This window comes from Nonomuraea sp. LPB2021202275-12-8, assembly GCF_037044575.1.
GTDB lineage: Bacteria > Actinomycetota > Actinomycetes > Streptosporangiales > Streptosporangiaceae > Nonomuraea.
On the sequence record NZ_JBAHWD010000002.1, the window covers coordinates 300,675 to 318,945 of the forward strand.

Genomic DNA, 18,271 nt, shown 5'->3' on the forward strand with positions numbered 1-18,271 from the left:
CCGGGAAAGGGCACGCCGGCGGACCAGCGGCCCGGACGGCGGGGGTCAGCGTGTCTCCATGAGGGGACGCCGACCCCGCCGACCGGGCCGCACCTGTTCGAGCATGAGGGCGCCCGCGCCGGCACCTGCCCGCACCCACGCCGCGGCGTTCCGGGTTCCGCCCACTGCGGCCCCCACGGGCCGCCTGCGGCGTTGGACGGCCCGCCCGGGTCAGAGCCCGCAGAGCTCCTCGATCGACTTGGCACCGGCCTTCTGGCTGTTGCGGGTGGGCGTCGCCGTCGGCTTGGCGGCGACGGCGCCCGTAGGCGAGGCCGTGGCCGTCGGAGCGCCCGGGGAGGCGGTCACGTCCGCGGTCCGGGCGCGCCGGGCCGGCTTGAGCGAGTCCTGGACGGCCTTGGTCGCCGCCCGGCGGATCTTGGGCCAGTCGGCGCTGCCCGGCCAGTACTCGGGCGGCACGAACTGCAGGCTGCTGATCTTCGCGTTCTTGACCTTCAGCGCCAGGCTCACCAGGGGCTCGACCAGCTCCTTCGGGATGTTGGTCTGCGCCAGCCGTTTGGTCGCCCTGGCGATGTCGGTGAAGTTCGTCAGGATCTTGTCCGGTGTGGCCTGCTGCGCGAACGCGCCGATGACGCAGCGCTGGCGTCCCATGCGGTTGAAGTCGTCGCTGTTCACCCGGGACCGGCCGTACCAGAGGGCCTCTTCACCTGACAGCCGCCGATAGCCCGCCTTGATCGTGCCCGCGGTGCCGTAGAGGCCGCCCCACTTGACGTCCTCCTCCACCCGGATCTTGAGGCCGCCGATCGCGTCCACCAGGTCGGCGAAGCCGTACATGTTCATCATGGCGTAGTAGTCGATCTTGAGGCCGAGGGTGTAGCCGATGGCGTCCATCAGCGCGCGCGGGCCCTTGTTCCTGCCGCCCGCGAGGTCCGGGTGGTCGTTGGCGTACTGCCACACCTCGTTGAGCAGGCCGCCCTGGTGCAACTCCGCCATGTATCCGTTGGGGAACTGCTTGCGCAGCGGCGAGGACGGGGGGAAGCGCACATGCTGCAGGTTGCGCGGCAGGCTGAACAGCACGGTGGTGCCGGTCGGGATGTGCACGCTGGCCACGTTCATGCTGTCGGTGCGCACGCCGGTCCTGTTGCTCGCCGCGTCACCGCCGATGAGCAGGAAGTTCACCCGGTCCTTGCCGTTCCAGGGGTCCTCCTCCTTGATCGGCGCGATGTCCGGGTCGGTGTTGCCGCTGGGGAAGATCTGCTCGATCGCGTCCTTGGTCGTCTGCAGGGCGGTGGCCGCCAGCGCGAACGGCGCCATCACCGCCACGCACAGGACGCCGACCACGATGCCGGAGACGATCTGGGCCTGCTGGTTCAGCCTGTTGGGGCGCAGGGAGACGTAGGAGGAGATCACCAGCGCGAACCAGCTGAGCGCGGCCAGCGCCGCCATGACCGTCACCGTCATGAGCAGGCTGCCGCGTACGAAGATGCCCAGGTTGTCGAGGTTCAGCAGGACGAACGCCAGCGCGCCGAGCAGCACCGCCGCGTAGACGCTGACCAGGATCAGGCCGGTGCGGCGATGCCCGGCACGCAGGTGCGCGGCGCCGGGGACCAGGATCGACAGCACGGTCCAGCCGAGGACGGAGGCGAGGTTGACGGGCTTGGTGAAGCGGGGTGCGGTGTTTCCCGGCCGACCGGCCCTGCCCCTGTCACCGGCCTTGCCGCCGCCCAGCGCCGCGGTGAGCCGGCCGAGAACCCCGGAGCCTCCCGCACCTGCGGCCTTGCCGGCGGCTGCCGCGCTGCCCGGATCGGGCGCGGGCGCCTTGTTCGCGGCGGGGCGTGGGCGGCGAGGGGGACGGCGTTTCCTGCCACCGGGCACGGCGTCTACCCCATCGCGCTTGCTCACACCGGCTCCTTCACACGCCTACCAGGCAGAACCCGCGGGTTTGCCCCCCGTCGGCAACAAGATTGCCAGGATTCTAGCCCCCATATATGGACATCGAAGACATGTGCCTAAGCTGAGATGAACGCCAGGTGACGGTCATGACGTCGTCGAGGAGGCCGCCATCCAGGTGTTGCACTGGTATGCCTCGCCCCTCAGCCAGCCCTGCCTGAACCACCGGTTGTTGTTCACCCGGGAGCCGTGGTCGCGCGGGAAGCCGGGATAGTCGCCCACCTGGCCGTAGAACCAGAACAGCCTGCCGCGGTTGCCCGTGCTGATCGGATAGGTGCCGGCCACCGACCGCATCCACATGCCGCCGAAGCAGGTGGCCTGCAGCTCAAGTCGCCTGCTCAGGGCCAGCTTGCCGCTGCTGCCGGTCGAGTCGAGCGTCTGCGCCCACCACGAGTTCATCAGCCCGGTGATGTTCTGCACGTGGTGGCCGTATTCGTGGGCCATCATGCTGATGATCCCTCCGTGCCAGGAGATGATCTGGCCGTAGCCGCGCGCGTTGCCGTTGCCCCTGGCCATGGCCGAGGTCGAGGCGTAGATGGTGTTGTTGCGCGGGCAGTAGTACGGCACCATGCTCCCCGCCGCCGGGTAGTCGCCGCAGGCGCCCCTGCCGCGTCCGGCGGCGATCGCGTAGTTCGGCGGGCTGAAGGGGATGCCCTGCTTCTGCAGGATCTGTCCCCAGGCCCTGTCCATGCACCTGCCGGTCCTGAGGATCAGCGACTTGAGCTGGCTGTGGCTGAAGATGCTCGCGTTGCCCGCCCGGCAGCTCAGCCTCGGCAACGCGCCCGCCCTGTAGACGGTGTTGTTCTTCAGGGTCGTGTTGAGCGTCGCCCGGGCCGGCGGGTCGACGTCCGGCTCCTCGTCGGGCTCCTCGGTCCGGGTCGGGGTGGGCCGCTGCGTCGGCTCCCGGCTGGAGTCGGTGCTCGGCCGGTCGCTCGGCTCGTCGTAGGGCGACAGTGTCGGGATCGCGATCGGCGTCGTCGTCCGCGACTCCTTGGCCCCGCCGATCATCGCGACGCCGATGACGATCAGCACGAACAGCGCCGCGATCGAGCCGAACACGGTGCCGAGGATGCCGGCCACCCCCATGCCCGGCTTCTTCCGCGGCGGTTGCGGCCACTGCCCGTACGGCCCCTGCCGCGGCGGCATGGGCGGGGGAGGCGGCGGAGGTGGCGGAGGCTGCTGCTGCGGCCACCGCGGGGGCGGGGGAGGAGGTGCGGGCCGCTGCGGGTAGGGGTGGCCCTGCGGTGGCGGGTACGGGTTGCCCCGCGGCGGCATCGGAGGGCCGGGCGGGTACGGATTTCCCGGCTGTCCCGGACCGGGCGGGTGGCCGCCGCCCGCCTGTGGCTGTGGCTGGTGGTGCCCCGGTGGGGGCCAGGGCAGCGAGGGGGGCCGCTGGGGCTGTCCTGGCCCCTGTGGCGGGGGTGGGTACTGCCCGTTGCCTGTCACCGTGTCGCCCCTTTACACGTTTTGTCCGTAATGAGCGACGTGGTGAGCCACTCGTCGCGCCTTTGCCAAATTTGGGGCAGAAGCATACTGATTTATCACCCGTCACGGATGTAGCGGTACTCGGTTACAGTCCGAAATCATTCGAGGTGATCTCCGCTATGTTCCGGACCGCGTGGCAGGCGTTGTCCTAGCTTCTTTGGCATGAACCTCCAGCAGCTCCGCTATGTGGTCGCGACTGCGGAGCACCGCACCATGACCGACGCGGCCAGGTCGCTCTACATCGCACAACCTGCGCTTTCTCGTGCGATCCGGGATCTGGAGCGCGAGCTCGGCATGACGCTCTTCGCTCGCTCCGGGCGCGGTGTAGTGGTGACAGCGCAGGGCCGCCGGGTGGTGAAGCTGGCGAGGGAGGCGCTCGACGCGGTCCACGAGATCGAGGGCCTGGCCAACCACGGCGGCGCCGGCGAGGCCGAGCTTCGCATCGCCTCCACACCCAGCCTCGAACCCGGCCTCGCCGGGCGGCTCCTGCCCGCCTACGCCGCCGAACATCCCGGGGTCCGCGTGCACATCGTGCGCTGTGACGGCCGTGACGCCGTCGTCAGCGCCATCAGGGACCAGCGGGCCGATCTCGGCCTGACGGACCTGCCGGTGCCCGGCGACCTGGTCACCCACCCCCTCGAACGCCAGGAGATCGTGCTGATCTCCCCTCCCGGCCTCGAACTGCCCAACCCCGTCCCGATGCGCAGGCTCGACGGCATGCGCCTGGCCCTTCCCGCGCGCGGCAGCGTCCGGCGCAGGGAGCTCGACGCGATGTTCGGCAAGTACGCGGTCAGCCCCGTCGTGGTGCTCGAAACCGACGAGCGCAACGGCTGGCTGAACGCCGTGCGCACCGGCCAGGCGTCGCTGCTGTGGTATCGCGGCATGGCCGAGCAGGCCGGCCGGGCGGGCCTGGTGGTCCGCTCGCTCGAGCCCGCCGTGCGGCGCGTCATCGCCGTGGTGCACGCCCGCCGCCGCCTCCCGCTGATCGCCCAGGACTTCCTGGCGACGGCCGAGAAGGGCACCGCCGCCTAGCAGAGACTCTGTTCCAGGCGGTGCGGTTCAGGTTGGCCCGCCGGGCAGCGGACCTCGTCGAGCCGGCGGCGTGGGTGGCCGACGACACCGGCTTTCCCCAGGACGGCACGGGCTCTCCGTGCGCGAAGCCGTCGAGGCTGACATCCGCCCCGGCGTGGAAGCGCGGCGCCGCCGCCGCGGGATGCCGCAGGCGAGCATCACCGTCCGAAGTGGACGATGGCGGTGGAGATGCTCGATGCGCTCGCCGAGCACGGGTTGCGGCCGCCCGTGCCGGCTTGGCGGGGTGGTCGTACCGATGCACGTCGCTGATCTCGTCCGGGACCCCAACGAGCTCTGGCAGGGTCGCCTCACGGCGAGCTCGGCGCGACCGCCGTGACGCGACCATCGAGGCTTCGAGCCGGGGTCACCTCGCCGGCTGAGTGCGCCGGCCGGCTCAGCGGACTCGGTCGTAGACCATGGCGATCTCACCCAGTTGGCCGGCCCGCTGCTGCGCGAGCGTCCACTTCGAAGCCGGCAGGCCGTCGTCGAACAGCCGCTGCCCGCCCCCGGCGATCTCGGGGAAGATCATGGGATGCAGCCGGTCGATCAGGTCCGCCGACAGCAGCGCCGATGCTCGTGGTGCTGGTACTGGTGGCCGGCGGCCCCGCCTTCGGGCGCGGCGGCCACCGTACGGTAGTCAGCCTTCGTAGTCGGCTACCTGGAGGGCCGATTCTGGTTTGCCGCGGATGGACTGCTCACCTCTTCGCGAGGTCGTACACGAGGTGCGTCACGCGGTCCCCGCGGATGACCTGCGAAGGGTTGTCGAGCAGGATCGGATCGCCCAGCGGGCCCGTCGCGAAGAACGGGCGGCCCGAGCCGAACACCACGGGCACGACATTGACGACGATCTGGTCGATGAGGCCGAGCCGCAGCGCCTGGCCTCCGATCTCGCCGGCGGCCACGTCGACGATCCCATCGCCGGCGTAGTCCAGAGCGGCGCTGATGGCCGCCTCGACACCGTCGACGAACGTGAACGGCGCCGTGTCGGCATACTCCCAGTTCTTGGGCGGTTCGTGGGTGACCACGAAGACGTGCTCGCCTGCGGCGGGTTTGCCGTTCCAGCCGTTCGTCATGTCGAACAGCCGCCGGCCGTGGACCACGCAGGCCACATCCCGGTAGTGCGCGCGCATGAAGTCGGCTGTCGCCTGCGTGGTTCGGAACTCGTCGCCGCTGCCCGGGAAGGACCAGCTGACGTCTCCGTTGCCGTACCCGTCGAAGAGCGGTCCGATCTTGTCGTGGTCGTCGGCGATGAAGCCGTCCAGCGAGACCGCCGCACAACTCATGATCGTCTTGCCCATCTCGAATCTCCTTTGCTTGGTCATCTGGGAGGTGTCCGGTAGTTCATCGAAGCCAGACGATGATCGTCTCGATGGTGAGTTCGGCTTGGTGGCAGGCGACTTGTCCGGAATACCGGGTCGCTGAGCCGGTTGATCACCCGTCCGCGCCCGCCGCCCGCCGCCCGCCGCCCGCCGAGCGGCGGGCGGCGGGCGGCGGGCGATCTGGTCGTCGCGTTCCGGGCTGACGAAGGCGACGCGGATCCTGAGTGATGGGATCTTGGACCGTCTGGTCTTACAGAAGGGACTTGATCTGGGTTCTGCGCGCCCAGGCGATCAGCGCGCTCACCACCAGCAAGCCGATGGGCATCCATGGCGGGGCAGCGAGCAGGAAGATGTTGGTGAGGGTCGCGCCGATCATCAGGGCTGCCACGCCAAGTGCGGCCGCCCCGCACAGCCTGGGCACCAGGAGGCCGAGTGCTGCGGCGATCTCCAGGACGCCCACTGCGTATCTGAGCCACTGTCCGGCTCCGATCGCGGCGAACATCTCCACCATCATCGGATCACTCGTGACCTTGAGGATGCCGGCCGGGGCGAACTGGATGGCGAGGAGGGCCTGCCCGACCCAGAGAGCGACCGTTCCAGCGTGCTTGCGGATGGTTGTCGGGGTAGGCGAGTCGGCGGTTACGGGCTGTGTCTGACTCATGGAGTCCTCCTATTGGATGTGTTCAGGGTCGGTTGGAGAAGGGATGGTTTCGTTGCTGACGACCGGCGCTGATCCGCTCGTACAGGAGGCAGAGCGCGCCGCTGGCGGTCGTACTTGTGGCGATGGGCGACCAGGAGGACGCGGCCAGGCCTTCGGTGAACAGCTGGGCACCGCCGCCGAGGAGTTCCGGGCACAGAGTGATGCTCAGCCGGTCCACCTCGCCCGCGTCGAGCAGTTGCCGGATGACGGTGCTGCTGGCCAGGACGACGATGTCGCCGCCTTCTCGCTGCCGCAGTTGCTTGACGACGGTGGCGGGGTCGGCGGTGGCCAGGCGAGCGTCGTCCCAGTCCACCCGGTCCAGGGTGGTGGAGAAGACGATCTTCTCGACGTCGTCGAGCCAACGGGCGAAGGCGCCGTCGTCCGAGTGGACGTTGTCGTCGTCCGCCACGGCGGGCCAGTAGCCGGCGAAGCCCTGGTAGTTCTTGCGACCTAGCAGTGCCGTGGTGGCCGTGCGGGTGACGTTCACCATGTGCGTGCGGGCGCCGTCACTTACGGCATGGGGGACGATCCAGCTCATGTCGTACTCGCCGCCGGGGCCGGCGATGCGTCCGTCGAGGGACAGAGAGATATTGGCGACGACGATACGCTGCTGAACGGTCATTGCTGGCTCCTTTTCGAGCCGTTCGAGGCGTTTGGATGACAGGACCAAGGGTGTCGCCGGGGGTGGCGGGCTGTCGTCGTCAGACTTGGTGAGATCGGGTCCGGGTTTGAAGGGACAGGTGAGCCGATGGCGGGTTCGGCCGTCAGCCCGCTGCTGGTCGGCCGGGAGGTCGAAGTGGCCGCGCTGCAGGAGGCCTACGAGCGGGCTCGGTCGGGGCGGCCGGTCCCGGTGTTGGTCTCCGGTGAGGCGGGCATCGGCAAGTCCCGGCTGGTGACCACCGTGGTGCGCACCCTCCCCCGCGACCCGCTGGTCCTGTCGGGCGGCTGCCTTGAACTGGGCTCGGAGGGCGCTCCGTACGTACCGTTCGTCGCCATCCTGCGCGACCTCGTACGCCGGCTCGGCCGTGACCAGGTGGTGTCGCTGCTGCCAGTGGCCGAAACCGCACTCGGTGACTGGCTGCCCGACCTCGGTCCACCCCCGGCGCGGTATACGCGGACCAGGCTGCTCGAGGAGATGCTGGCCCTGATCAGCCGGGTCGCGCAGGCCCGGCCGGTCGTCCTGATCGTGGAGGATCTGCACTGGGCCGACGCGTCCAGCCGCGAGCTGTTCGCCTACCTGGTCCGCAACCTGGCCGATGCCGCCGTCCTGTTGATCGGCACTGTCCGCACCGGCGAGCTCGTCAGGGGACATCCGAACCGGCGGCTGCTCGCCGAGCTGGGCCGCAACCGCGATCTGGTACGGCTCCTCCTCCGCCCTCTCGAGCACCGGCACGTGGCCGAGCTACTGGAAGCCATTGACGGCCGGCCGCCGGACCGGTCCCGCAGCGGCGCGATACACCGGCGCAGCGGCGGCAATCCGCTGTTCGTCGAGGCACTGAGCACCGCGGACGAGGCGTCGGCCGCCGACCTGCGAACCCTGCTGCTCGACCGGATCACCGACCTGCCGGATCCGGCTCACGAGGTGCTGTCGGTCCTGGCCGTCGCCGCCGCGGAGTTGACCGACGAGGTCTTGTGCGAGGTCACCGGCATGCCGGGCACGCGGCTCCGGCTCGCTCTCGACGATCTGGCAGGGCGAGATCTCGTGATGGTGGGTGACGAGGGGTACGCGATCCGGCACGACCTGATCCGGGAGGCGGTGTACGCCTCTCTGCTACCAGCACAGCGGCGGAGTACGCATGCCCGATTCGCCGCCGGGCTCGCCGCCCGCGACCCTGACGGCATGGCCCTGGCCGGGCATTGGACAGCAGCCGGCCAGCTGGAGCAGGCCCTTCCCACGGCATGGCGCGCGGCTGAGCGCGCGGGCCGGCAGAACGCCTACGACGAGCAGCTCCACCTGCTCGAACTCATCCTGGCACGATGGGCAGAGGTCGCCGATCCAACCCGCCTCATCCACGCCGACCGCACGACCGTGCTGGAAAGGGCCGCCGCGGCGGCCTTCGCGGCCGGCAAATCCGCAGCAGGCGTCGCGCACAGCAGCGCCGCGCTGAACCAGCTGGACCCGGAGATGGAGCCACTGCGGGTGGCCCGGCTGCTCGGCCTGCGCGGCCAGTCGCAGAACCGCATCGACGGCACCGGATGGGACGATCTGGAACACGCGGTCGCGCTGGTGCCGCCGGGTTCATCGGACGCGCTGCGCAGCAGCCTGATGTCCGCGCTGGGCTTCGTCGGTGTCGGCGCGCACCGCCTGGAGCAGAGCCGGCGGTACGCGGCCGAGGCCCTGGCCTTGGCCGAGCGGCACGGCGACGACGGCCTGCGGGCTCCCGCGCTGCTCGTGCTCGCCGCGCTCGACGGCATGGACGGCGGGTTCGAACGGGCCAGAGGCACGTACGCCGAAGCCCGCCGGGCCGCGGAGGCAGCCGGAGACGAGCACACGTTCCTGACCACGTTCCAGTGGGAGGCCGGCCTCATCGAGGCCGTCGGCCAGTACGAGCAGGCCGCCGAGCTTGCCCACGTCGGCCAGCAGGCCGCCGAGCGGCTCGGCCGGGCCCGCTCCCGCGGCAGCATGCTCGCCGTGGCCCGCGCGAACCACCTGCGCTTCCTGGGCCGGTGGGACGAGACCGTGGAGATCGTCGAGGATGCCCTGGCTGGCGGGCCGCCACCGCTGTATGCGGCGTTCCTGCGCCTGCTGGCCGCGGACATCGCCCGCTGCCGGGGTCAGACCGACCGGTTCGAGCTGCTGTTCCGCCAGGTGAGCGAGTTCGCCCGACACGCCGTTGGGGCGGCCGAGGCGAAGGCCGAGATCGCCATGCAGCGCATCGCCTGGGCACTTGAGCGGGGCGAGGCGGACTCGGCCGATCGCATCCTCGGCGAGCACTTGGCGGTCGCACCGGCCACCTGGCCGACGAACGAGGTGCTGCGGCTGGCGGTGCTCGGAGCCCGGGTCCAGCGCGCCCGGCGGGCCGCCGCACCGCGGAACCGGCGGGTCGCCGCGGAGAGCGCCCACCGGCTCACGGAGCTGGCCCGCGTGACCGACACCGTACGCGCCGCCACCCCTGCGCTCACCGCCTACCGGCTCACTTTCCAGGCCGAGGCCGGCTCCGGCGACCTGCCTTCCTGGGACGCGGCCGCGACGGCCTGGCGCGACCTCGGCAACCGGCACGAGACCGCGCTCGCCCTGACCGGCGCCGCCCGCCTCGCGCTCGCCTCGAACAACCGGCCCGGCGCCCGCTCCCGGCTGCGCGAGGCCCGCGCCCTCGCCGCCGAGCTGAGCGCCGCGCCGCTGCTGGCACAGATCGACGACCTCACCGCTCGCGGCCGGCTCGGCGACGCCACGGAGGTCCCGGTGCGCAACGACTTCGGCCTCACCCGCCGCGAGTTCGAGGTGCTGCGAGTGCTCGCCCGCGGCCGGTCGAATTCGCAGATCGCCACAGAGCTGTTCATCACGGCCAACACCGTGGCCACACACGTGGCGCGGATCCTCGTCAAACTCCGCGTCGCCACCCGAACCGAGGCCGTCGCCCGCGCCCACGACACCGGACTCCTTGACCCGTGATGCGATCTTGTTCACGCAAGCGCCGTACCGCACACCCGCCACTACGAGCCCATGGACGGCACCCGAAGACATCACCGACGCCTCGCCCATCTGTGCTCGTACGCAAGTTTGTACTTCTACCTGTACGCCGACAGTTGCAGGTGATGGTGGCGGCGAAGGACGGCGCGCCAGGGTCGCGACCGCCGGTCAGTGCCCCCCACCCATGCGCGCGCCTCACCCCGTCACAGGCGGGGCAGCCACACCACCACCCGCAGCCCGGGGGCGGCGTCCTCCAGGTGCACCGTGCCGCCGTGCGCCCGTACGGTCTCGCGGACGATCGCCAGGCCGAGGCCCGCCCCGCCCTCGTCGCGGCCACGGCCGGAGTCGAGCCTGGTGAAGCGGTTGAACACGCGCTCCCGGTCCTGCTCGGGGATGCCGGGCCCGTCGTCGGTCACCGTCAGCGTGCCGTCACCGGTCAGCGCCACCTCGATCTTCGACGTGGTGTGCCGGACGGCGTTGTCGACGAGGTTCGTCAGCACCCGGCTCAGGTCGAGCGCGTCACCGCGCACCACCAGCGGCTCGCAGGCGATCAGCCGCGCGTCGCCGTAGCGGTCGGCGATCGACCGCACCACCTCGTCCAGGTCGACGGGCTCCCGCCTGGCGGGCACCCCGCCGCGCTCGTCCAGCCGCGCCAGCGCGAGCAGGTCCTCGGCGAGCTTGGACAGCCGCATGGTGTCCTCCAGCACCCCCTCGGCCGTCTCCCGCCAGTCCTGGCCCTCGGGGTGGCCGAGCGCCACCTCGAGCTGCAGCCGGATGCTGGCCAGCGGGCTGCGCAGCTCGTGCGAGGCGTCGGAGACCAGCGCCCGCTGCCGCTGTTCGGCCTCTTCCAGCCTGGCGAGCATGTCGTTGAGGGTGGTGGCCAGCGAGTGCACCTCGTCCTTCGACTCGGGCACCGGCAGCCTGCGTGACCTGGCGGTGTGCGTGATCTCCGCGGCGCCCCTGCGCAGCGCGCTGATCGGCCGCAGCGTCCGGCCGATCACCAGCCAGCTCGCCACGGCCAGCAGCACGATCAGCAGCGGCGTGCCGACCAGCAGCACCCGGCCCGCCGTGCCCAGGCTGGTCTGGATCTCCGCGACCGGCCTGGCCGCGATCACGCTCTGCCCGCGGTCGGCGCGCAGCACCACCACCCGCAGCGGCCCGGGGATCGCATGCGGCCTGCCGTCCAGGAACGTGGCGTCGCCCTCCCGCAGCACCCGCTCCCTGGCCGGCGCGTCCAGCAGCGGCACCAGCCGGTCGGCCCCGTAGGTGACGTGCGTGATGCGCCCGCTCGCGTCGACGACCTGCACGATGGTGCCGTCGTGGGTGGTGATCGGGCTGGTCAGCGTGCCCCCGTCGGCCTGCACGCGGACGGTCTGCGCCTGCTGCCTGGTCGACTCGTCCACGGTGTCGATCAGCGCCCGGTCCAGCACGGTGAGCAGCACCGACGCCGAGACGGCCAGGGCCAGCGCGAGCACCGCCGCGGCGACCGCGGTCAGCCGGAAGCGCAGCCCCTGCCGCCGCCACCAGGCCAGCGGAGTGTCAGCCACCGTCGCCGGCCAGCCGGTAGCCCGCGCCGCGCACGGTCTGCAGCGCGTTCCTGCCGAACGGGACGTCGACCTTGCGCCGCAGGTAGCCGACGTAGACCTCCACCACGTTCGGGTCGGTGTCGAAGGTGTCCCACACGTGCTCCAGGATCTCCGCCTTGGACACCACCTCGTCGCGCCTGCGCAGCAGGTATTCCAGCAGCGCGAACTCCCGGGGCGTCAGCTCGATCGGCGTCTCGCCTCGCAACACCCTGCGCCGCGCCGGATCCAGTGACAGGTCCCCGGCGCTCAGCACGGCCGGCCGCCGCCCCGCGTCGCGCCGCAGCAGCGCGCGGAGCCTGGCCACCAGCACCACGTAGGAGAACGGCTTGGTCAGGTAGTCGTCCGCGCCCAGATCCAGCCCGTCGGCCATGTCGTACTCGCCGTCCTTGGCCGACAGCATGAGGATCGGCACCCAGTTCTCCTCCGCGCGCAGCTGCTTGCACACGTTGTAGCCCGACAGCCTCGGCAGCATGATGTCGAGCACCACCACGTCGTACTCGCCGTGCCTGGCCTCGTGCAGCCCCTGTTCGCCGTCGTGGGCGAGGTCCACGGCGAAACCCTCGGCCTGCAGCCCCCGCTGGAGCGCTGCGGCCATCCGCCGCTCGTCCTCGACGACAAGTACTCTCATGTGGCGATTCTCCCGTTCTCCTCCTGAGACCGAGCTGAGAAGGCTGAGAGGAGTCTCAGGCTGTCTCAGGCTTGCCTAAGGATGCATGACGCAGGCTGCGTACATGTCGGACACACCGGCATACCGTTAAGGAGTGAGATGCGCAGAGGCACGTTCGTGAGGTGGGGAGTGCCGATCGCGGCGGCTGCCGTGATCGGGGCCGCGATCGGCGCCGGCCCGGTGATCGCCGCGGTGAGCGGCGATCCCGTGCTGCCGCAGCGGTCGGCACAGCAGTTGCTGGCCGACGCCGTGGCGGCCACCGAGAAGTCCGAGGGCCTGCCGCCGATGTCCGGCACCGTCCAGCAGACGGCGTCGCTCGGCCTGCCGGCGCTGCCGCAGACCGGTGCGAGCTCGCCGCTCAGCCTGGTGTCCGGCTCGCACGAGGTGAAGGTCTGGTACGGCTCGCAGGACAAGCTGAGAGTGGCGATGCCCACGCAGCTGAACGAGACCAACCTGATCGTCAACGGCGACCAGACGTGGTACTGGGACAGCGCCAGCAACACGGCCACCCGGGTGAAGCTTCAGCACGAGGGCGAGCGGCCGCACGACCTGGCCACGCCCCGCCCGCAGGACCTGACCCCGCAGGCGGTGGCGGAGAAGGTGCTGTCGCGGGCTGACGAGCACACCGCGATCAGCGTGACCAACACCGCGGAGGTGGCGGGCCGCCCGGCCTACCAGCTCGTGCTCAAGCCGAAGGCCGCGGGTTCGCTGGTGCAGGAGGTGCGCCTGGCCATCGACGGGGAGAACTACGTCCCGCTGCAGGTGCAGGTGTTCGCCAAGGGGTCGGCGGAGCCGGCCTTCCAGGTCGGTTTCACCCAGGTGACCTTCACCCCGCCCGCCGCCGAGAACTTCACGTTCACCCCGCCCGCCGGGGCGAAGGTGGAGGAGCAGGTGATCGGCGGCGAGAAGCAGAAGGAGATCAGCAAGGAGCACGCCGAGGAGGCCAGGAAGGCGGCCGGTGACATCAAGGTCGTCGGCGAGGGCTGGACGAGCGTCGTGGTGCTGCCCGCGTCGCTGAGCGACCTGACCGCGCGGCCGACCGAGGGCGCCACCCCGTCCGGCGAGAAGTCGCCGTTCGACCAGGGCGCCGACCCGGGTGCGCTGGTGGACAGCGTGCTGAAGTCCGCCACCACGGTGAGCGGGCCGTGGGGCTCCGGCAAGCTGGTCAAGACCAAGCTCGCCACCGCCCTGCTGACCGACGACGGCCGCCTGCTGGTCGGCGCGGTCACCCCGGAGGAGATCACGAAGGCGGCGGGCGTCAGGTGACGACCGTCACACAGGAAGCGGGGGCGCCCTTCGGGGCGGCCCCGCCCTCCGACGCAGCCATTGTCACCAAGGGCCTGACCAAGCGGTTCCGCGGCGGCCAGGTCGCCGTCGACACGCTCGATCTGGCCGTTCCGCGCGGGTCCGTCTTCGGCTTCCTGGGACCGAACGGCTCGGGCAAGACCACCACCATCCGTATGCTGCTCGGCCTGGTCGCGCCCACCGCGGGGGAGTGCTCGCTGCTCGGGCTGCCGCTGGCCGAGGCCCTGCCGAGGGTCGGAGCGCTGGTCGAAGGGCCCGCCTTCTACCCCTACCTGTCAGGTGAGGCCAACCTGCGGCGCTTCGACGCCGCCGACCCCACCGCGCCGGCCGGCACCGCGACGCGGCGGATCGAGCGGGCGCTGGAGCGGGTGGGGCTCACCGCGGCCGCGGGCAAGCGCTACCGCAACTACTCGCTGGGCATGAGGCAGCGGCTGGCGATCGCCGCCGCCCTGCTCGGCCCGCGCGAGCTGCTCATCCTTGACGAGCCGACCAACGGGCTCGACCCGCAGGGCACCCGCGAGGTCCGCGCGCTGGTCAAGGAGATCGCCGCCGGGGGCACCACCGTCTTCGTCTCCTCGCACCTGCTGGCCGAGGTGGAGCAGATGTGCACGCACGGCGCCATCATGCGCACCGGCAAGCTGGTCGCGCAGGGCACGATCGCCTCGCTCAGCGGCGGCCGCGCCACCCGCGTCAGGATCGACACGCCCGACGTCGCCGACGCCGCCCGGGTGCTCAGCGAGCTCGGCCTGGCGGACGTGCGGGTCGCCGCCGACGTGAGCGCCGAGTTGGACGGGCTCGCGCCGGAGCAGGTCAACGCCGCCCTCGTGGGCGAGGGCGTGGCCGTGCGGGGGTTCGCGGTCGTACGGCCGAGTCTGGAAGACGTGTTCGTCGGACTGACGGGAGAGGGATTCGATGTCGACGGCTGAGACCTCGGCCACCGAGGCGCGGCCCCGGCGGACACCGGGGCTGGTGCCCGTGGCCGAGACCCTGAGCAGTGCCGAGCGCCGCCCGCCGGAGCCGGAGCCGGATCGGCTGGACGTGCGGCCGGCGCGCATGCCGTGGGCGTTCTGGCGGCTGCTCGGCTCCGAGCTGGGGCTGACCTTCAGGCGGCCGCGCAACCTGGTGATGCTGGCCGTGCTGGCGTCCGTGCCCGTCATCGTCGGCGTCACGCTGCGGATCGTCGCGGACGACGACGGCGTGGGCGGGATGATCGCGGACGTGGCGGGCAACAGCCTCATGCTGACGTTCGTCTCGTTCTCGTTCCTGGTGCTGCTGCTGATGCCGATCACGGTCAGCGTGGTGGCGGGCGACTCGATCGCGGGGGAGGCCGGCACGGGCACCCTGCGCTACCTGCTGGCCGCGCCCGCGGGCCGCACCCGCCTGCTGGCCGTGAAATACCTGAACGCGGTGGTCTTCGGCTACGCGGTCACCGCCGTGGTCGCCCTGTCGGGGCTGGTCACCGGGCTGATCCTGTTCCCGGCCGGGCCCGTGACGCTGCTGTCGGGCACCACCGTCAGCATGGCCGAAGGGCTCCTGCGCATCCTCATCAGCGTCGGCTACATCGGTGCCGGCATGGCCGCCCTGGCCGCGGTCGCGCTGGCCCTGTCGGTCTTCACCGAGGTGTCCATCGGCGCGATCGCGGGCACCATGGTGCTGGTCATCGTCTGCCAGGTGCTGCGGGCCATCCCGGAGCTCGACGCCCTGGCGCCCTACCTGCTGCCGACCCGGTTCACCGGATTCGACGCGGTGCTGCGCAGCCCGATCGACACCGGCGCGCTGACGAGCGGCCTGCTGGCGTTCGGCGCCTACATCACGCTGTCGCTGTCCATCGCGTGGGCGCGCTTCTCCGGCAAGGACATCACCTCCTAGGAGCCCGTACGGGGTCCGACCCCGTACGGGCTGGGCAGGAGGCGTCAGGTGGAGCGGCGGCGCAGCGCCAGGGCGGCGATCACGACGCCGATGACGCCCACGGCGAGGCCGGCGCCGCCAAGGAGGCGGGCGGTGCCGTCGGAGCTCGCGGCGGCCGGCGCCACCGTGGGGGCGGCCGCGGAGGCGGGGGCGGTGGCCGGCGTGGCGGCGGGGGCGGCCGCGTCGGTCGCCGCGGTCAGCTTGAGCACCGGCGCCGGGTGCTCGGGCTCGGCCCCGCCCTCCTTGGGCACCTCGGCCCAGTCGACGACCTCACCGCCCGAGTAGGTCTGCTTGGTCGGGAACGCGAGCTGGTCGACGCCCGTGGGCAGCTTGCCCATGGACACCTCGAACTCCTGGAACTCGCCCTGGCCGATCTTGCCGCCGGACCAGACGACCTTGGTGACGGCCTCGGTGAGCTCGCCGAACTCGGTGGTGACCGGCTTGGGCAGCTTGCCCTCGGTGACCTTGACGCTCCAGCCCGGCACCGGCTTGACCGAGACGAAGGCCAGCGGGTGGTCGACGGGGAAGGAGACCTCGATCTTGACCGTCGAGGCGTCGTCGCGCTCGTTCGGCACCCGGAAGGCGACCTTGGTGAAGCTGCCCTGCACGGCGGTGCCCGGATTGATCGTGACATGGGCCAGTGCGGGCAGTGCGAGGCCGGCGGTGAGAGCGGTGGTGGCGGCGAGCACGGTCGCCGCGCGGCGAAGGATGGACATGCTGGAACTCCACTTGGGTGATCAGGGGGGTTGACGGGGGTGTCAGAGCTCAGGCGGGAAGCGGAGGACCGCGCCTGGCGACGGAGTGACGGAAGAGAAGGCGGCGGGGCACGTCGCGCACGTGCGCGATCGGCGCGGCCGGCGGAAGCGGCGCGGTGGCCACCGGGCGCAGCAGCACGAGCCGGCGGGCCAGGCGGCGCAGCATCGCCCAGAGCGCGGCCTCGCCGCGCGCCAGCCAGCAGCCGGTGACGAGGGTGGCCGTCAGGTGCGCCAGCAGCATGCCGAGCGCGTCGCCCAGCCCCCGGCCGTGCTGGTGCGCGGCGACGTAGGCGCTGCCGTCGCCGCCGAACAGCTCGTGCAGGCCGAGCTGGGTCACGACCAGCGTGGCGTTGATGGTGGTCGTCGAGCGCTCCGTGCCGGACAGCGCCATGGCCAGCGCGAACACCACGGCCAGGCCCACCCCCGCGGCCCAGGGATCGGGCCCGGTGCCGCCGCCGAGCGAGTGGGCCAGCGCGGCAAGCGTCACGCAGACGGCGGCGAAGGCCGCCGTCCTGGTGAGTCTGAGTGGCAGGTGCGCGCGCATGGGTCTGGCACATGTTCTCACGGGTAGGGGACGCGGGAGACCTGGAAGCCCACACTGCGCAACGCTGGTTGATTTACGGCATTTGTCGCTAGGGTCGGTGCCGACCACGTCGACATAGAGGTGAGAACGTTGCGGCACTTAGCTGGATTGCTCGTTGGAGTCGTGGTGACCGCGGCCCTGCTGGGAGGCGGTGGCTGGGCTGTCCAGCAGGCCATGGCCGGCTCTCAGGGCAGCCCCGCGGGCGGGCAGCAGTTGTGGATCGCGCTCGGCGCGATGGCCGCTGTCGGCCTGGTCGTGGGTCTCGTGGTGGCGGGGCGGATCTCGCCGGTGGCGACGTTCATCCCCTCGATGGTGCTGCTCGCCTGGACCGTCGTCTACGCCCTGGACGTGAACCGGGCGCTGTCCCTGCTGCCGGACGAGCCGTCGGTGAACCAGCTAGTCAGGGAGGCCGCCGCCGGCGACAAGACCCTGCTCACCAGCGGTGTGTTCGCCCTGCTCGGGGTGGCCATGTTCATCCCCGTGCTGATGCCGTCGCGCTGGTCGCGCAGGCACGACGAAGAGGACGAGGACTACGAGCAGGCCCCGGAGGGCAGCTACTACTGACCGTCGGCGCTCGCGCTCGTGTAGAGGTGCGTGACCACGTCCTCGATCGTGGCGTGACCGGGCGCCGACGCCATCAGCTCCTCCAGCGTGCCGTCGAACGCCAGCCGCCCGTGGTCGATCAGCATCACCCGGCGGCACAGGCGCTCGATGTCGCCCAGGTCGTGCGTGGTCAGCAGCACGGTCGTGCCCCGCTCGGCGTTGAGCCGGGCGAGGAACGCCCGGATGCTCGCCTTGCTGACCACGTCCAGCCCGATGGTCGGCTCGTCGAGAACCAGCACGTCCGGAGCGTGCAGCAGCGCGGCGGCCAGATCCCCGCGCATCCGCTGCCCCAGGCTGAGCTGGCGCACCGGGGTGCGCATGAACGCGCCCAGATCCAGCGTCTCGGTCAGCTCCGCCAGCCTGGCCGCGAACGTACGGTGATCTACTTTGTAAAGGAGCCGGATCAGTTCGAAGCTGTCCTTGAGCGGCAGATCCCACCACAGCGTCGTGCGCTGCCCGAAAACCACGCCGATGCGCCGGGCGAGCGTCGTGCGCCTGCGCGACGGGTCGAGCCCCGCCACCCGCACCCTGCCGGAGCTGGGGGTGAGGATGCCGCACAGCATCTTGATCGTGGTGGACTTGCCGGCCCCGTTGGGGCCGAGGTAGCCGACGAACTCTCCCGGCGCGACGCTGAACGACAGGTCCCGTACGGCGTGCACGGTGGTCCGCTTCACCTTGAACGTACGGCCCGCGCGGTCGAGCTCGATCATG

Annotated in this window: 17 protein-coding genes; 6 read left to right on the plus strand and 11 right to left on the minus strand. The window is 71.3% G+C overall.

Annotated features, from left to right (window positions below; translation table 11 throughout):
• Positions 1-210: 210 nt before the first annotated feature.
• Positions 211-1,899, minus strand: coding sequence for an LCP family protein (locus V5E28_RS05200; protein ID WP_336205202.1), 1,689 nt, complete (start codon positions 1,897-1,899; stop codon positions 211-213).
• 135 nt (positions 1,900-2,034) lie between these two features.
• Complete coding sequence (locus tag V5E28_RS05205; protein WP_336205203.1) at positions 2,035-3,033, minus strand: neutral zinc metallopeptidase; 999 nt, start codon at positions 3,031-3,033, stop codon at positions 2,035-2,037.
• A gap of 561 nt (positions 3,034-3,594) precedes the next feature.
• On the opposite strand from V5E28_RS05205, the gene V5E28_RS05210 reads away from it, so the two are divergent.
• Positions 3,595-4,464, plus strand: a complete 870-nt coding sequence (locus tag V5E28_RS05210) for a LysR family transcriptional regulator (RefSeq protein WP_336205204.1) — start codon at positions 3,595-3,597, stop codon at positions 4,462-4,464.
• Positions 4,465-4,897: 433 nt separating this feature from the next.
• Here V5E28_RS05210 and V5E28_RS05215 read toward each other — a convergent pair whose 3' ends face one another.
• The 4 genes from V5E28_RS05215 to V5E28_RS05230 form a co-directional block, all read right to left on the minus strand.
• A complete protein-coding gene (locus tag V5E28_RS05215; protein WP_336205425.1) occupies positions 4,898-5,068 on the minus strand; it encodes a hypothetical protein in 171 nt (56 codons plus the stop codon).
• A gap of 130 nt (positions 5,069-5,198) precedes the next feature.
• Complete coding sequence (locus tag V5E28_RS05220) at positions 5,199-5,801, minus strand: dihydrofolate reductase family protein (RefSeq protein WP_336205205.1); 603 nt, start codon at positions 5,799-5,801, stop codon at positions 5,199-5,201.
• Positions 5,802-6,072: 271 nt separating this feature from the next.
• Positions 6,073-6,483 carry a DoxX family protein gene (locus V5E28_RS05225; RefSeq protein ID WP_336205206.1) on the minus strand — a complete coding sequence of 137 codons (411 nt, stop codon included), beginning with the start codon at positions 6,481-6,483 and terminating at the stop codon, positions 6,073-6,075.
• A gap of 22 nt (positions 6,484-6,505) precedes the next feature.
• Positions 6,506-7,144, minus strand: a complete 639-nt coding sequence (locus V5E28_RS05230) for a dihydrofolate reductase family protein (RefSeq protein WP_336205207.1) — start codon at positions 7,142-7,144, stop codon at positions 6,506-6,508.
• Positions 7,145-7,270: 126 nt separating this feature from the next.
• Here V5E28_RS05230 and V5E28_RS05235 point away from each other — a divergent pair, with 126 nt between their 5' ends.
• A complete protein-coding gene (locus V5E28_RS05235; RefSeq protein WP_336205210.1) occupies positions 7,271-10,135 on the plus strand; it encodes an ATP-binding protein in 2,865 nt (954 codons plus the stop codon).
• Positions 10,136-10,356: 221 nt separating this feature from the next.
• Here the strand turns inward: V5E28_RS05235 and V5E28_RS05240 are convergent, their stop codons facing one another.
• Positions 10,357-11,700, minus strand: a complete 1,344-nt coding sequence (locus V5E28_RS05240) for a sensor histidine kinase (RefSeq protein ID WP_336205211.1) — start codon at positions 11,698-11,700, stop codon at positions 10,357-10,359.
• Entirely contained in the window at positions 11,693-12,367 is a 675-nt protein-coding gene (locus V5E28_RS05245; RefSeq protein WP_336205212.1) for a response regulator transcription factor, read from the minus strand. The genes V5E28_RS05240 and V5E28_RS05245 overlap by 8 nt, the downstream gene beginning before the upstream one ends.
• Before the next feature lie 138 nt (positions 12,368-12,505).
• On the opposite strand from V5E28_RS05245, the gene V5E28_RS05250 reads away from it, so the two are divergent.
• From V5E28_RS05250 to V5E28_RS05260, 3 genes are read left to right on the plus strand one after another with little or no spacing between them, the layout of a single operon-like run.
• Positions 12,506-13,672 carry a LolA family protein gene (locus tag V5E28_RS05250; RefSeq protein ID WP_336205213.1) on the plus strand — a complete coding sequence of 389 codons (1,167 nt, stop codon included), beginning with the start codon at positions 12,506-12,508 and terminating at the stop codon, positions 13,670-13,672.
• Positions 13,669-14,637, plus strand: coding sequence for an ABC transporter ATP-binding protein (locus V5E28_RS05255; RefSeq protein ID WP_336205214.1), 969 nt, complete (start codon positions 13,669-13,671; stop codon positions 14,635-14,637). The genes V5E28_RS05250 and V5E28_RS05255 overlap by 4 nt, the downstream gene beginning before the upstream one ends.
• A complete protein-coding gene (locus V5E28_RS05260) occupies positions 14,624-15,580 on the plus strand; it encodes an ABC transporter permease (RefSeq protein ID WP_336205215.1) in 957 nt (318 codons plus the stop codon). The genes V5E28_RS05255 and V5E28_RS05260 overlap by 14 nt, the downstream gene beginning before the upstream one ends.
• A 44-nt stretch (positions 15,581-15,624) precedes the next feature.
• On the opposite strand, the gene V5E28_RS05265 is transcribed toward V5E28_RS05260, so the two are convergent.
• Positions 15,625-16,335, minus strand: a complete 711-nt coding sequence (locus tag V5E28_RS05265; protein ID WP_336205216.1) for a YcnI family copper-binding membrane protein — start codon at positions 16,333-16,335, stop codon at positions 15,625-15,627.
• A gap of 49 nt (positions 16,336-16,384) precedes the next feature.
• A complete protein-coding gene (locus V5E28_RS05270; protein WP_336205217.1) occupies positions 16,385-16,918 on the minus strand; it encodes an MFS transporter in 534 nt (177 codons plus the stop codon).
• Positions 16,919-17,083: 165 nt separating this feature from the next.
• Here V5E28_RS05270 and V5E28_RS05275 point away from each other — a divergent pair, with 165 nt between their 5' ends.
• A complete protein-coding gene (locus tag V5E28_RS05275) occupies positions 17,084-17,521 on the plus strand; it encodes a hypothetical protein (protein WP_336205218.1) in 438 nt (145 codons plus the stop codon).
• Here the strand turns inward: V5E28_RS05275 and V5E28_RS05280 are convergent.
• Positions 17,515-18,270, minus strand: coding sequence for an ABC transporter ATP-binding protein (locus V5E28_RS05280; protein ID WP_336205219.1), 756 nt, complete (start codon positions 18,268-18,270; stop codon positions 17,515-17,517). The genes V5E28_RS05275 and V5E28_RS05280 overlap by 7 nt on opposite strands.
• Between the last annotated feature and the right edge of the window lies 1 nt (position 18,271).

Bases quoted from the DNA above. Each gene is read 5' to 3' on its own strand.
- V5E28_RS05265 (WP_336205216.1), bottom strand. From the start codon at position 16,335: ATGTCCATCCTTCGCCGCGCGGCGACCGTGCTCGCCGCCACCACCGCT.
- V5E28_RS05270 (WP_336205217.1), bottom strand. From the start codon at position 16,918: ATGCGCGCGCACCTGCCACTCAGACTCACCAGGACGGCGGCCTTCGCC.
- V5E28_RS05260 (WP_336205215.1), top strand. From the start codon at position 14,624: ATGTCGACGGCTGAGACCTCGGCCACCGAGGCGCGGCCCCGGCGGACA.
- V5E28_RS05230 (WP_336205207.1), bottom strand. From the start codon at position 7,144: ATGACCGTTCAGCAGCGTATCGTCGTCGCCAATATCTCTCTGTCCCTC.
- V5E28_RS05280 (WP_336205219.1), bottom strand. From the start codon at position 18,270: ATGATCGAGCTCGACCGCGCGGGCCGTACGTTCAAGGTGAAGCGGACC.
- V5E28_RS05245 (WP_336205212.1), bottom strand. From the start codon at position 12,367: ATGAGAGTACTTGTCGTCGAGGACGAGCGGCGGATGGCCGCAGCGCTC.
- V5E28_RS05250 (WP_336205213.1), top strand. From the start codon at position 12,506: ATGCGCAGAGGCACGTTCGTGAGGTGGGGAGTGCCGATCGCGGCGGCT.
- V5E28_RS05220 (WP_336205205.1), bottom strand. From the start codon at position 5,801: ATGGGCAAGACGATCATGAGTTGTGCGGCGGTCTCGCTGGACGGCTTC.
- V5E28_RS05235 (WP_336205210.1), top strand. From the start codon at position 7,271: ATGGCGGGTTCGGCCGTCAGCCCGCTGCTGGTCGGCCGGGAGGTCGAA.
- V5E28_RS05205 (WP_336205203.1), bottom strand. From the start codon at position 3,033: ATGGGGGTGGCCGGCATCCTCGGCACCGTGTTCGGCTCGATCGCGGCG.
- V5E28_RS05225 (WP_336205206.1), bottom strand. From the start codon at position 6,483: ATGAGTCAGACACAGCCCGTAACCGCCGACTCGCCTACCCCGACAACC.
- V5E28_RS05210 (WP_336205204.1), top strand. From the start codon at position 3,595: ATGAACCTCCAGCAGCTCCGCTATGTGGTCGCGACTGCGGAGCACCGC.